The organism is Moorena sp. SIOASIH (assembly GCF_010671925.1).
In the GTDB taxonomy this organism is placed as follows: domain Bacteria; phylum Cyanobacteriota; class Cyanobacteriia; order Cyanobacteriales; family Coleofasciculaceae; genus Moorena.
This window is the reverse complement of record NZ_JAAHIH010000006.1, coordinates 869,387-883,156: the sequence shown is the minus strand read 5'-3', so window position 1 is coordinate 883,156 and position 13,770 is coordinate 869,387. Positions and strand designations below refer to the sequence as shown.

Sequence of the window (13,770 nt, the reverse complement as noted above, 5' to 3'; positions counted from 1 at the left end):
TTTATGTGTCATGGGTACAAGTAGGTAGGAATCAGCCAACTATTGCCGAAGAAATCAATTCGATGTATGTATGGAAACTAAAATAGTTGAGTCTTGCGATAATAATCCCCTTAGCCCCTAAATAATCGCTTTAGCTGTTTGACCTTATTTTTGTAAGGCGCGTATCGCCAGTTGAAGTCAAAGAGGAAAGTTTTTTTCAAGACACTTTTATAATGGGAAAAAGTATCAAAACTAGCTTTTCCATGATAATTGCCCATACCACTGTCACCAATACCACCAAAGGGTAATTCAGTAATGCTAGCCTGCATCATGGTGTCATTGATACAAACACCACCAGATGAAGTCGATTTTAATACTAGTTGCTGTTTAGCTTTGTCTTGAGAGAAAAAATAAAGAGCAAGGGGTTTAGGACGGCTGTTAATCAGGGCGATCGCTTCTTCTAAATCAGAATACTCCAACACAGTCAGAATAGGACCAAAGATTTCTTCTTGCATCAAAGCTGCATCATAAGAGACATTTTCTATGACAGTAGGGGCAATGTAGCGCTCGGATGCTAAGGTTTGTCCTCCTATAATTATGTTTCCATCTTTGAGCAATGCTGTCAGTCTCTCAAATTGGCGGTCGTTAATAATTCTGGCATAATCAGGACTAGTAGCAGGATTATCGCCATAGAATTGTTGAATGTATTTTTTGATATTAGTTAATAATTCGTTTTTTATCCGACGATTTACTAATAAGTAATCCGGAGCAACACAAGTTTGACCAGCATTAATAAACTTTCCCCATGTAATCCGTTTTGCTGCCTCTTTGATATTGACATTTTCATCAACAATACAGGGACTTTTTCCACCCAATTCTAAGGTGACTGTAGTAAGGGTTTTGGCGGCTAATTCCATGATTATTTGTCCTACTTTAGTCCCTCCCGTGAAGAAAATATGATCGAATTTTTTCCCTAAAAGCTGTTGACAGGTTTTCACGCCTCCTTCAACCACTGCAATATAATCGGGAGAGAAAGTGTTATTGATTATATCGGCAATAACAGAGGAAGTTTTGGCTGCAATTTCTGAAGGTTTGAGAACAGCACAGTTTCCGGCAGATATTGCTCCTACCAAAGGTAAAATTGTCAAACAAAAAGGGTAATTCCAAGGCCCAATAATTAAAACACTTCCTAGGGGTTCGGGATAAATATAGGCAGATGCAGGAAATTGCTCGATAGGGGTTCTGACCTTTTTAGGCTTGAGCCATGATTTAATATGTTTAAGGGCGTGATTTATCTCTTGTTTAACAATAGCTATTTCCAAATATCCCTCAAACTCTGGCTTATTTAAGTCAGTTTTTAAAGCATTGAGAATAACTTCTTGATGTTTATTGATAGCTTCCTTTAGATTTTTAAGTTGTTCTATACGAAAGGAAAATTCTTTGGTTCTATCGGTAGCAAAAAAATGCTTTTGCTGACTTGTTATATTGCTAAAGTTTTGCGGACAATAAACTAGAACTTGTATTTGGTTCATTTTTATGTTAAATGAGCGATTAACTTACTGAGCAATGAGTAGTTACTTAGAGCTTCAATTATGCCTAGGTGCTTGACATTACCATCCTCTGGTCATATTTTTTTACTTAAATACTCGATTCACCAAAGCGTAAGGATCTTCTACTGTAATTTTGTGTGCAATTTATTCGTATAATTTTGGTAAACTCGACCAATTTATAGCTGGTTTTATATGGTGTTTTAGATGATATTATCCATTGAAAATAAATAAATTTAGAATAGGATTTGTATTTGAATTAGAGGCTGCATAATCATCACTTTCGGAGTGAATATTGACATGGTAATCATAGGCAAAGGCAATAAAAATACGCCGAATTATCAAAATAGAAGTTAATAATAAAATCAGTCCATTGATAGGGTTAAATAGTAATAATGTGGCTACCAAGATAATGTTCAGAACTGATTTTTGGTAATATTGAAGTAAGAGGTGCGGATAGGATTTGCCAATTTTGATTGTATCAAAGGTGTAAACAAATATGTCGTGAATGACGTATTCTAATCTTCCCATGGTAGCTCCATCCGCTTTTACCAAAGTCGATGGGTCTTTTTCAGGATCTTTGTAGAAACAATGGTATCCACAATTGTGCTGAAGGTGAAACTGAGAAACCATCATTCCTGATTCTAAATACAAAAATATATTCAGAATCAGGTTGGGTATATTTCCTCGAAACATTGCCACATGAGCCTGGTTATGGACAATCGTCGAAACCTTGTATTGAGGAAGTAAAAGAGCGAGAGCAACAATTCCAGCATAAATTGGATTTTGACAGATGAATAAAGCTGAAAAATGAACTGCAAAAACAGTCATTACTAGTAATAAATGGACTATGTTAATTTGATGATTAAGTCCCAACCGATCGATCCCAAATGGAATTTTATTGTCAGAGTTTATTTGTAATTATGTCGTTGTATTACTGATCGTTAATTCTCCTTTTGTCTTAGGCAATTAAGCTTAGACGCGATTATGGTAATAGACTATCTCTCATCCCAAATCCGGTTATATTAGAGTAATTAAACAAATATTCAAATTCTCTCTAGGCAAGGACTTTGATTGTTTCGAATATAGTCTCATTAAAGCGGATTTGGGATCAATAAAGGAAACTCTAGGGCATAGCAGCAAAAGAGGAGTTTTCACTGCTATCCATTCAAGACTTACACTGCGTTGTATAGAGTACTTGACCCTTGAGCTATTTTCTCCTGTTGCACAATAGCACCAGGGGATCGCAAAACCCGTTCTACAGATGCTTTAGCTGCTTGAAAACATGCTTCAATAGAAGCTCCTTTGATGTAATCTCCGGTTATATCCAGTCCTCGAAGAGTTTCTAATTGGGACTGGATACTCCCAAAGAAGTCTTGATAGTCATGGGTATAGGCACACAGTCCTGTGAGCATTCGCTGGGATACAAATTGAATTCGTTCGCTAGCATCAACAGGAATATAACGGTTTAGGGCTTCTTCGGCTATGCGCAGTAATTCCTCTGCATCGGCATTTGATTCAATATAAGGTCGAGCAGATCGACCGCTGAAGGTATATCGGACAATGTGACGATCGTTTATGCCATAAGAACCTGCATTACTGATCGGTTCTTCAGCTCCAAAAACCAAAGCCCGAACTTCCTCGGAAAAAATGTTACGATTGTACTCCGCCACGATTACCATCACCGGATAGTAGTTAACACCATTGAGAATATCTGCTAGCAATGGGTTATTGGGCTCAACCAACTTGGCTGTGACTGGAGCAGGAGTTGCCAGAATCACGCCATCATAGTGCTTGTGCTCAATCCCGTCTTGGTTAGCCATCTCTAGTCCAACCACGCGACCGTTGGAATACAGAAGTGATTTGACGGTTGTACCCAGACGAACCGATATGGTTTGGGAAAACTCTTCCAAAACAGGATCTATGCCATTGCAGAGTTGTTCGTAGGTATCAAAAACCATGCGGATATTGCTACCTAAATTTCCTACGTAGATTTCATCAGGTTCTGCTCCGTTCATGCGCACGGACATAGGGCGGATCAGTCTCTGGCAAAATTCTTTGCTGAAATAATTGCTCACAGGGTGGTCGTTCAACTTCCGTATCAATGAAGTAAAGTAGGGACCACCCAAATACCCGTTGGCTTCATTTCGCTTCAGTGCAGCACACATCAGCAAGAATCGGAAAATATCCTTGAAGGAAAAGCGTTCAATAAGCTTGAATATACCGCGCCAACGTTGGCTAGCATCGACTGTAACAATCTTGCCGTTTTTTACCTGAGAGCTGTTCAACCCAAAGAATTCATAAGGGTTGTCCCCCATTGTTTCAGTAAACTCACGAAAGAGGTTATAGCCTTTGCCAATATTCTTGCCACCCATCGCCACTTGGCGATGGCCTAAACTGCAGGTTGCTATACGACCCCCGAGGCGATCACCTCGCTCGATCAGTTCTACTTTGATTCCCTGCTGTTGAAGATAATAGGCTGCAGCGATTCCTGAAGCTCCACCACCAACTACTGCATAAGTTTTTTGATCCATTGTATTTTCCCTATTATATATCTCATCAATCAATTCATCCAGCCATGAGTGCTTGAAGACTTTCTTTTCTCAAGCTGTTGTATTTTGCGGGCTGAAAAATCCTGCCAATCCCACCGATTGATGCAATAGTTTCTTCGTTTTGAATAACTGACGTACTGACTTGGAGATGTTCCAGTAGACCGTCAGTATAGACTTTGTCATTAATTTTTGTACTCACAAATAAAGGTTTATTAGTTTCTGCAAACTTGTAAAACTGAGCCCGCATATCGTCGAGTACAAACGGCATATTTAGAGGAACGTTAAAGTAAAGATGGCATAGGACGGTTCCAAATTGACGGGCAGCTTCGATGATATATAAGCCCGGTACGTGATCCTTGGGGTGTTCGTAAAAGAATGGATGGCAAACATCCTGGACTACTTCACCAATAATCAAATCCTGCTCTAGCTGTTCGATTCGGGACACGAGCACGTTTTGCTCTTGATGCTTGTGAACCAAATGCTTCTCTATCCGAACAATCTTGCTAGGCTGGAATTCCTTTGCCCAATCTTGAAATCGTGCTAAAGCTGGTGACAGATTAAGGGTAGATTGCTGGCTATTTTCAAAACCTGAAGTGTCCTTCACACTTTCGGATACGAAATCGATCAACTCTTCAACTGAACCGCCGCCAAAGAACATTTTCAGAGGCAAATCCTTAGAGATTGGAAAAGTCGCCAGTAATTGACTTTTCATTTCCATTAACATTAAAGAGTCAAAACCCAGTTCGCGCAGTGTATTATCAAGGTTGAGTTTTTCCTTGGGAATCTTGCCAATCTCTGAGATTATGTTCTGGATTTTGGCAGCGACTGTGTCTTGAGTGACTGTTTCGTTGTCGGCACTATTGGGTTTGGAAGAAGTGTGGTTCCCTATTGATGCTGCAGGTTCAGAGATGGGCGCTGCTGACTTTTGGGACAGCTGAACCTCAGCTGATGACAACCAGTAGCGCTCTCGCTGAAAGGGATAAGTGGGCAATACTATCTTTTGGCAGGGATAGTCTCGATTAAAACCCGACCAGTCCACTGATACTCCCCGCACGTATAACTCTGCCAAACTCTGTAGCAGTTGTTGCCACTCTTGTTGTCTCGGACGTAGACTGGGCAACCAAACTCCTACACCTTCTGGCAGACATTGACGACCCATCCCTAACAAGATCGGCTTCGGTCCGCACTCCAGAAACACCTCATACCCCTGCTGATGCAGCGTCTCCATGCTAGCCGCAAACTGCACCGGCTGCCTCACATGCCTACACCAATAGTCAGGGGTGGCGATTTCAGCCGTGGCGGGTTGTCCGGTAAGATTGGAAATTAATTTTATTCGCGGCTGGGAGTAAGTCACCTTTTGCGCCACTGCCTCAAATGACCCCAGCATTGCTTCCATCAAGGGGGAGTGGAAGGCATGGGAAACCTGCAAGGGTTTTGTCTTCACCTCTTGGGCTTCCAGGGTGGCACAGACGGCGTTTATAGCTTGACGCTGACCGGAAATCACCAAGCTCATCGGACCGTTAATGGCTGCGATCGCTACTTCCTCTGGGTAGGGTTCGTTCGCGAAGCGTCGGCTACGCCGAATCGCCTTTTCCACTTGGCCGGGAGAAGCTAACACTGCCACCATCTCACCGTCTGGGGGGAGAGCTTGCATTAAACTCCCTCTAGAGGCAATTAACTTCAGACCGTCTTCCAGGCTAAACACTCCTGCTACACAGGCTGCTACATATTCACCCACACTGTGACCCATGACCACATCTGGTTCAATGCCCCAAGATTTCCACAACTGGGCTAGGGCATATTCGATGGCAAATAGGGCTGGTTGAGTATGGGCAGTTTCATCAATTGGTGAGGTTTCCCCTGGTTCTGGATACAAGACATCAAGCACAGGCTTCTGTTGATACAGACGGAGAATGGCATCACATTGCTCAAGGGTTTTGCGAAAGACAGGGTGAGTTTCGTAGAGTTCCCTTCCCATATTCACTATCTGTGAACCTTGGCCTGTGAATAAAAAGGCAATTTTCGGGCGCTTCCTCCTGGTCACTTGACCCATAACCAGTCCAGTTGTTTTCCCGACCGTCTCAATTGCCTTTAACTGTTGGCACAACTTCTGGGTTGATTGAGCTACTACGGCCAGGCGGTGCTTAAAATGCGTACGCCCTGTATTGGCCGTAAAGCAAATATCTGCAATTGATGTCGTGGGGTTAGTCTCCAAAAATTGCTGATAACGTTGTGTTAACTCTTGCAGGGCTTTCTCGCACTTAGCAGACAGAGTTAAGATATGGTACCGACGCTCACTGAAGTCTTCACTTTTAACTTTTGACTTACCCCTCTTGTTAAGGGGGGATTCGGCAAAGCCGACGCTACGCGAACGACTTTTGAATTGTTTTGGTGCTTCGGACAGGATAACATGAGCATTGGTACCGCCGAAACCAAAGGAACTAACTCCTGCCAACCGTGGTTCTTCACCTGCTGACCATTTCTGTAACTCAGTTGGAATTGATAATGGGGTGTTTTTAATTCGGATATATGGATTCAACTGCTTCAGGTGCAGCTGGGCTGGAATCTCCCCATGTTGTAGTGAGAGAACCACTTTGATCAACCCAGCAATCCCGGCTGCCGCTTCCAAATGACCGATATTGGTCTTGACGGAGCCAATCCAACAGGTCTGATCGGGCTGACGGTCTTGCATCAGTACTGCTTTTAGGGATTTAACCTCGATGGGGTCCCCCAGAGATGTTCCAGTGCCATGAGCCTCAACATAGCTAATTTGCGCTGGTTTCACTCCAGCCTTTTCCAAAGCCTGACGGATGACCGCTTGTTGGGAAGGTCCATTGGGTGCTGTGAGTCCATTAGTTAAACCGTCTTGGTTAACCCCTGAGCCTCTGATCACTGCCTGAATATTGTCTCCATCCCTAAGGGCATCTGAAAGCCGCTTGAGGACAATTACTCCGCATCCTTCAGAGCGCACGTAACCATCAGCAGAGGCATCAAAAGTCTTACAGCGTCCGTCAGCGGCCATCATAGCTGCTTGAGAGCAACCGATGGTTCCCTCCGGAGATAGAATCAGGTTCACCCCTCCGACTAGGGAAAGATTCGACTCCTTGCACTGCAGACTCTGGCAGGCGTAGTGGACAGCAACTAGGGAAGAAGAGCAAGCAGTATCTATCGCTATACTTGGTCCTCGTAAATCTAGTATGTAGGATAGACGGTTGGCAACTATAGATAAAGAGTTCCCAACGTTATCGTATGGGCTGATGGTGGATAAATCCCTGCAGAGAAGATGATGGTAGTCGCTGTTGCTGATGCCGACAAACACTCCCGTCAGGCTGCCAGCGAGTTCTTCTGGCACTATTCCAGCGTTTTCCAGAGCTTCCCAGGCTACTTCCAAGAATAGTCTTTGCTGGGGATCGATGCGCTCTGTTTCGCGGGGGGAAATCCCGAAAAAACTTGGCTCGAACAAATCTACTTCTTCTAGAAAACCACCCCAACGGGTGTTCATTTTTCCTGGTGTTGCTGGTTTTGGTTCATAAATGGCATCAAGATCCCATCGCTGTGGCGGCACTTCGCTAATGGCATCTATACCTTCTTGTAGTAGCTTCCAGAATTCTTGTGGATTTTTAGCCTTGGGGAAACTACAGCCAATACCTACAATTGCTATTGGTTCCATTTTTAACTGGTAAATTAAATATTTATATTTGCGTGAACTAAAATGCAGCGAAGTCTAATATATATCTGTTCTAACACGAAACAGACTTGGAGAATTGCTGAAAACTATTGATATTACTTTGAATCGCCTTGTCAATCGAGCCTCCTTTTGCCATTAAACGCATTTCGCGGTTAACAGGCCAGAAAAAATCAAAATCTTGGAAATGATGACGGAAATCTGACAGGAGGCGTTGATGGTACTTGAGATTCACATGAAAACCCTCGTGCTCGTGGCATAAGCACTTCTCTATCCAATAGAGTGCTTCAACAGAAGACATTTCAAATACAGGGGACTGTAATAATCGGTAAAATAACAGCATCAACTGGGCATCATCTCGAAATACGCAAAGTATTCCCCCAGAGAGACCACTCAAAGTGTTTCTTTGAGCCAAGTAGATTACTAGATTAGCAACAAATTTCTCATATGCCGTTGGTTTCGGGAAGTCCTTGTACAGTTCTTTAGCTATTTGCTGGGAAATTGTAGTGTGGAAAGATTCGTCCAATAGATGATAACGGGAGACTGCAGTGGGGGCTGGGATAAACTCGCCTTTTTTCTCTAATTGTCTAAAATACAGTGAATAGCGGTATTCATAGTCCTTGAGCAACATATTGGCCATGAAGCGGATAAGGTAGTACTGGCAAGCTAAGAAGGGAGAACTTCCCCAATTTAAGGTCAGGAATCTTAGCATAGGCTTAGAACCTGCCATTAGCCCAATCAAAGCACTAGTTTGGATTGGGATAGACTTGTTTTGATTCTCTAACTCTTTCAAAAACAAATTGCTCTGTGCTCGTGAAGGCAGCATAATCTTGGCGATCGAGCCCAAGGTACAGGACTGCAACCCCAAAAGCTGGGAATTTATCCAGTTAATAGGGGAAAATTGGAGTTTAAATTGCTTATAGAGGGGGTTACCCAATCTAGCCTTGCCCTGTAGGGCTATTTTCGTCTTGTAACTCATTTTTTGAAAGGCATGAATGTGGTGGCGTTCCTGCTCTGTTTCAAGTTCAAGTTCCTTACAGAGTGTTTCATAACCATTAAATTGGGAAAAAACTCTAGCAGTCAGCTGATTATAAAACACAGTACTGGCTTCAGTTGCAGCAGTCTGAATATATTGTCCTGCCCAATAGATATGATTTAAAGCTATCCTTTGCGAGGGAGAGGCTTCTTCGTAGAGGGAGGTACCATAGAGGGTTGAAAGTTCAGGGTCACTCCAATAATAATTGCTGTTGCTACTGTAGTTAAAGTTTTTGTCGAGTTCCTTTATTTTTTTTGTGTAATCAGAATCATTATTGTTAATATAAGTGCGTTCAATCAGTTTGACGTGCTTTTTGACCTTTTCCTCAGATCTGGTTAAAGATTGTTTTGTTAAAGTTGATGCTTTTGCTGTATTTATCATGACATTATCCTCAATGTTTGAAGGCTTATTGTGCCATTAATCTATCTATATAAGCCTTCTTGTAATTATGGTTAAAACCCAATTTTAGAAGATTAAGACGAATTGTTCCTACCGTAGCTTTTGCAAGAGAGGTTTTAGCTCAACAATGGGAATGAGTTTGGAAAAGCAAAGAAAAAGCATTAAGTAAAAAAGTGTGTAATCGTTCCGAAGAATGGGTTTGAGTATTCCAGACAGTATATTGGTGTAGTCTTTTTGTCATTTTTCCTTTTTACTTTTTCCTTCTGTTTATCTTCCTCCGTTGAGTTAAGTCAAACTCAGGTTTGCTAATGTGCCAGGCAATCACTGACGGGGGTTGTCAATCCGCCGCATGGTAATGCACGAGACGTTCGCAGTCCCAGTGTGGAAAGCAATTATAAAAAGGCTGCAGTATTTCGGTATTTCAGGGAGAGTTTACTTATGGGTTGATTCCTTTAAGAATACGGGTGCTTACCCCTTTACTTAGGCTTCTATTGCCACATGCTTCGCCAGAGCTTCAATAGTCGGATAATCGTACATTAGGGTTGGATCTAGCTCAGTCAAGAGCCAATCTTCAAGGTCACCAGTCAGACCAACTGCCGCAGAAGAATCGAGACCATAGCGATCGAAGGGAATCGTTACATCTACCTCATCCGGTTCGATTTCCAGCAGTTCGGCCATATAGGAGACTAACCAGCCTTGAATCTCTGCTGCAGTTGGAGGCTTTTTGGGTGCATCTCCTTTGCCATTGCCATTGCTATTCTTGGAAACGGTAGAGATATCGTTAAGTTGAGAACTTTGGAATTCCATTGTTTAAACCTCCTTAGTAGTAAAAATTTGATTAGTACGCTTCATCCAAGATGGATTTGTGAGAGTTAAGCTAAACCAGCTTTTTGGCATTGAGCATCTCTGTAGTAGGAACCTTGATATCCCAGGCTAAGCTTGCTTTTTCTAGGGCACGGACGATCCAGGCACCTAGCTCAATCTGCCACCACTTCAAACCAAAAACTGCCGAGTTTGGGAAAGCATGGTGATTGTTATGCCAAGATTCACCTAACGTGGGAATTGCTATCCAGATATTGTTTGTACTTTGTTCTCGGGTATCAAAAGTACGGTTGCCATAGAGGTGGGTGATTGAGTTGATAAAAAACGTGAACTGGCCTACCAAAAAGATCCGTATAAGTCCCCCCCACAAGAATCCCGAGAAGACACCCCACCAGGTCCAGGTCAACAAACCGCCCAAGACAGCAGGTACAGCAAGACCCAAAAATATCCACCAAAAGTACAGCCGGTTAACACGAGAGATGACAGGGTCCCGAAGCAGGTCTTTGGCAAACTTTAGTGGATTTGTAAATTCGTGTAAAAACATCCAACCTATCTGAGCATGCCATAGTCCTCGTAGATGCCCACGCAGAGCATCACCATGCAGATGAGGTGAATGGGGATCTCCCGATTGATCGCTGTACTGATGGTGGCGTCGATGGTTAGCTACCCAGTAAATAACGGAGCCTTGAGCAGCCATAGAGCCAAGGATGGCGAGAATGACTCGGACGGCGGTATTAGTTCGGAAGGAACAGTGTGCAAATTGCCTGTGAAAACCCACAGTAATCCCGGCATAGGTCAGAGCATACATGCCAACCAATAGTCCTACCTCCATAGCCCCAATGCCTGAGAGCGAGACCTGGGCGATCGCAACTACCAAGCCAAGGAAAGGTATTAAGAGAATAGCCCAGGCATGAAGCAGGCCTACAGTTTTCAGGTGCTCACTCTCGATCTTTATTTTCTGCGTCTTACTAGAACCTGTAAGAAGCTCTGTTATGCTGTCCAACTGCATCAAACATACTCCTTATGTGATATTTTGACTTTCAATTTCATATCTATTTGCAACTTTCTACTTTCTGTAATAAGGATTCGACATCAGCCTGTAAATCCCGAAACTTCGCTTTTCCCAGAGGATTGAGACTCCAATCCCCTACCACATTTAAACTGCCAGTGAGAAACTCAGCCCGACAGGCCTGACGGCGAATTTTACCGCTGGAAGTCTTGGGAATGCTGCCGGTCTTAACCAGTACCATGGCATAAACCTGTAGAGCATGCTCTGCCGTAACCGCCTGACTGATATTGCTTACCACCTCATTTACATCCAGTTTCCGGATATAACTCCGTTCTACTTCCTGAACAATCACCAGTCGCTGTGAGCCTTTGAACTTCACTGTAAACGCCGCTCCACAATGAGGCCGCAGTGCTGGGTGGCTGTTTTGAACTGTAAGTTCGATGTCTTGGGGATAATGGTTTTGCCCTCGGATGATCATCACATCTTTGATTCGTCCGGTAATGAACAACTCGCCATCAAGCAAAAATCCCAAATCTCCTGTGCGCAGAAACGGTCCGGCTCCGGTATCTGCCAGGTAAGCATGAAAAGTTTCCTGGGTTTTCTGTGGTTTACTCCAGTAGCCCATGGCTACACTCGACCCTGACACCCAAATCTCTCCGACTTGTCCATCCGAACACTGGATTTTTGACTCAGGATTAGCGATCGCAATTTTTTGGTTTAACCAGCTACGACCACAGCCTACAATCTCCCGAAGTTCCTCTTTCTTCTGAGTACTTTGCACCACTTTGTTTTGGGACAGGGCAGCTCCATCGACCAGGCCAATAATTGGCTCAGCTGTCTTCAAACCCCCGGACACTAATAAAGTAGTCTCAGCCATGCCATAGCAGGGGTAAAATGCCTCGGCTCGGAAGCCACAAGGGGCGAAATAGTTAGCAAACCTCTCCAGAGTTTGAGGAAGAACAGGCTCAGCGCCACTAAAAGCCACTCTCCAGCTACTTAGGTCAAGACCTGTAAGCTGTTCTGGCTTAATCTTGTTTACACACAAGTCATAAGCAAAATTAGGCCCGCCGCTGGTGGTCGCCTTATAGCGGGAAATTGCTTGCAGCCAGCGGATAGGCTTCTGGAGAAAGGCTACTGGCGGCATGAGAATCACTGGTTTCCCCAAATACAGAGGCTGGAGGACATTGCCAATCAGTCCCATATCATGGTAAAAAGGCAACCAACCGACAACAATAGTATCTGCTGTATGCCCGAAAGCCTGCTGTATCATTTGCTGGTTGTGCAGCAAATTCCCATGAGAGACCATCACCCCCTTCGGCGTTCCTGTAGAACCAGAGGTGTACTGGAGAAAAGCCAAGGTGTTGCTGGTCAGTGCCGGTTCGTGCCATTCATTAGCGCGATCGCTACCAATGTTATCCGTAGCCAGCCAGCGCAAGGAAGCCAATTCTGGATTCTCGGTCAATTTCCCTTCTATGTTTCCCAAAACGGATGTAGTAGTAAGTGCCACTGTCGCCTGGGAATCTGCCACAATTCCCTGTAACCGGGACATCTTCTGATTCCGCCTGGGTGGGTAAGCGGGTACTGCTACAACCCCTGCATACAAGCAGCCAAAGAAAGCAGCAATGAATTCTATACCTGGGGGATACAGCAGCAAAACTCTTTCGCCGGGGGCAACTAAGGAATGGAGAGAAGCTGCGAGAGCTCGTGCCTGTCGGTTCAATTGTTGATAGTTAAGCTGTGCTGATTCGGTTTCTCCATTCTCAAGAAAGATATAAGCTATTTGCTCAGGCTGGTTTTCCGCCCTTGTGCGCAAAAGGTCTACTAAAGTCGAAACTTGAGGTATGGTGTTGGGGGAATAATCTAAACAAGCAGTCATTGGTGATAACAATCGGATGGTGTTTTGTGGTTTTGAGCTGTTAACTATTTCTGAGGCTGAAGTCGAACTTTTATCCATGGGACTTTGGACAACAAGCCGTAAATCCTAGTTATATATAGCAATTATTATACTCATGAGGTACAAATCTCTGGGTTTTAGGGAGCAGGGAGCAGGGAGCAGGGAGCAGGGAGCAGGGAGCAGGGAGCAGGGAAAAGGGAAGTCGGAAGAGGGAAGAGGGAAAAAATAATGTGTACCTCATAGCTATGAGAAACGCTATATATTGCGCGAAGTTTGAACAGTCAGCGCTTTCAGCGCTATAGCTGCATGTCGCTAAACTTTCTATAGCGTTTCTTTGTTTGGTCGTAAGCATTCAGCTATCAGCCCTCAGCTATCAGCCCTCAGCTATCAGCCAACGGCTGATCCATAACTACTGTTCGCTTAGCGTGCGCGTAAGGCATATGCTTAGATGGGATTTTCCTCAGACTTTCAACTCTGATTAATCTCGAACTATTAAATTCTCCTGAGGTTTATTTTAAGCATTAGGCTGACAGCTGACAGCTGACGGCTGAATGCTTACGTTTGGTCAGGTAAATACTTTAATCTGAAAACATTGTTAATTAAGCTTAGTTTTAGGGAGCAGGTAGCCAGGAATAAAATTTATATTTTGCCCAAGCCAACATGAGATGCAAAATATAATCGATTAGCTTTTGGTTTTATTCGGGACTGAAGTTCATGACTATTATTCATTCTTTCAAAATATTTTTTTTTTAATATATCTCTGATTTTGGGATTTTGCCAATCCTGAGATTTACCTAATTTAGGGTGTAGCATTCCGGCGGGATAATTTAACCAGTAACAGTAACAC

General features: G+C 43.6%; 9 protein-coding genes. All 9 read right to left on the bottom strand.

Going from position 1 to position 13,770, the window contains the following annotated elements; genetic code table 11:
• Positions 1 to 110: 110 nt before the first annotated feature.
• Positions 111 to 1,511: an aldehyde dehydrogenase gene (locus tag F6J90_RS36010; protein WP_293105181.1), complete on the bottom strand. Its 1,401-nt coding sequence runs from the start codon at positions 1,509 to 1,511 to the stop codon at positions 111 to 113.
• Positions 1,512 to 1,739: 228 nt separating this feature from the next.
• Complete coding sequence (locus tag F6J90_RS36005) at positions 1,740 to 2,357, bottom strand: fatty acid desaturase (RefSeq protein WP_293105178.1); 618 nt, start codon at positions 2,355 to 2,357, stop codon at positions 1,740 to 1,742.
• Between the two features lie 344 nt (positions 2,358 to 2,701).
• Positions 2,702 to 4,060, bottom strand: coding sequence for an FAD-dependent oxidoreductase (locus F6J90_RS36000; protein WP_293105175.1), 1,359 nt, complete (start codon positions 4,058 to 4,060; stop codon positions 2,702 to 2,704).
• A gap of 34 nt (positions 4,061 to 4,094) precedes the next feature.
• Positions 4,095 to 7,748: a beta-ketoacyl synthase N-terminal-like domain-containing protein gene (locus F6J90_RS35995; RefSeq protein WP_293105172.1), complete on the bottom strand. Its 3,654-nt coding sequence runs from the start codon at positions 7,746 to 7,748 to the stop codon at positions 4,095 to 4,097.
• A 70-nt stretch (positions 7,749 to 7,818) separates the two neighbouring features.
• Positions 7,819 to 9,180: a hypothetical protein gene (locus F6J90_RS35990; protein ID WP_293105169.1), complete on the bottom strand. Its 1,362-nt coding sequence runs from the start codon at positions 9,178 to 9,180 to the stop codon at positions 7,819 to 7,821.
• Positions 9,181 to 9,678: 498 nt separating this feature from the next.
• Positions 9,679 to 10,005, bottom strand: coding sequence for an acyl carrier protein (locus F6J90_RS35985; RefSeq protein WP_293105166.1), 327 nt, complete (start codon positions 10,003 to 10,005; stop codon positions 9,679 to 9,681).
• A 70-nt stretch (positions 10,006 to 10,075) separates the two neighbouring features.
• Positions 10,076 to 10,897: an acyl-CoA desaturase gene (locus F6J90_RS35980; RefSeq protein ID WP_293105164.1), complete on the bottom strand. Its 822-nt coding sequence runs from the start codon at positions 10,895 to 10,897 to the stop codon at positions 10,076 to 10,078.
• Between the two features lie 175 nt (positions 10,898 to 11,072).
• Positions 11,073 to 12,983 (bottom strand): fatty acyl-AMP ligase, encoded by a 1,911-nt coding sequence (locus F6J90_RS35975; RefSeq protein WP_366513974.1) that lies wholly within the window; start codon positions 12,981 to 12,983, stop codon positions 11,073 to 11,075.
• Between the two features lie 31 nt (positions 12,984 to 13,014).
• Entirely contained in the window at positions 13,015 to 13,164 is a 150-nt protein-coding gene (locus tag F6J90_RS35970) for a hypothetical protein (protein ID WP_293105161.1), read from the bottom strand.
• Between the last annotated feature and the right edge of the window lie 606 nt (positions 13,165 to 13,770).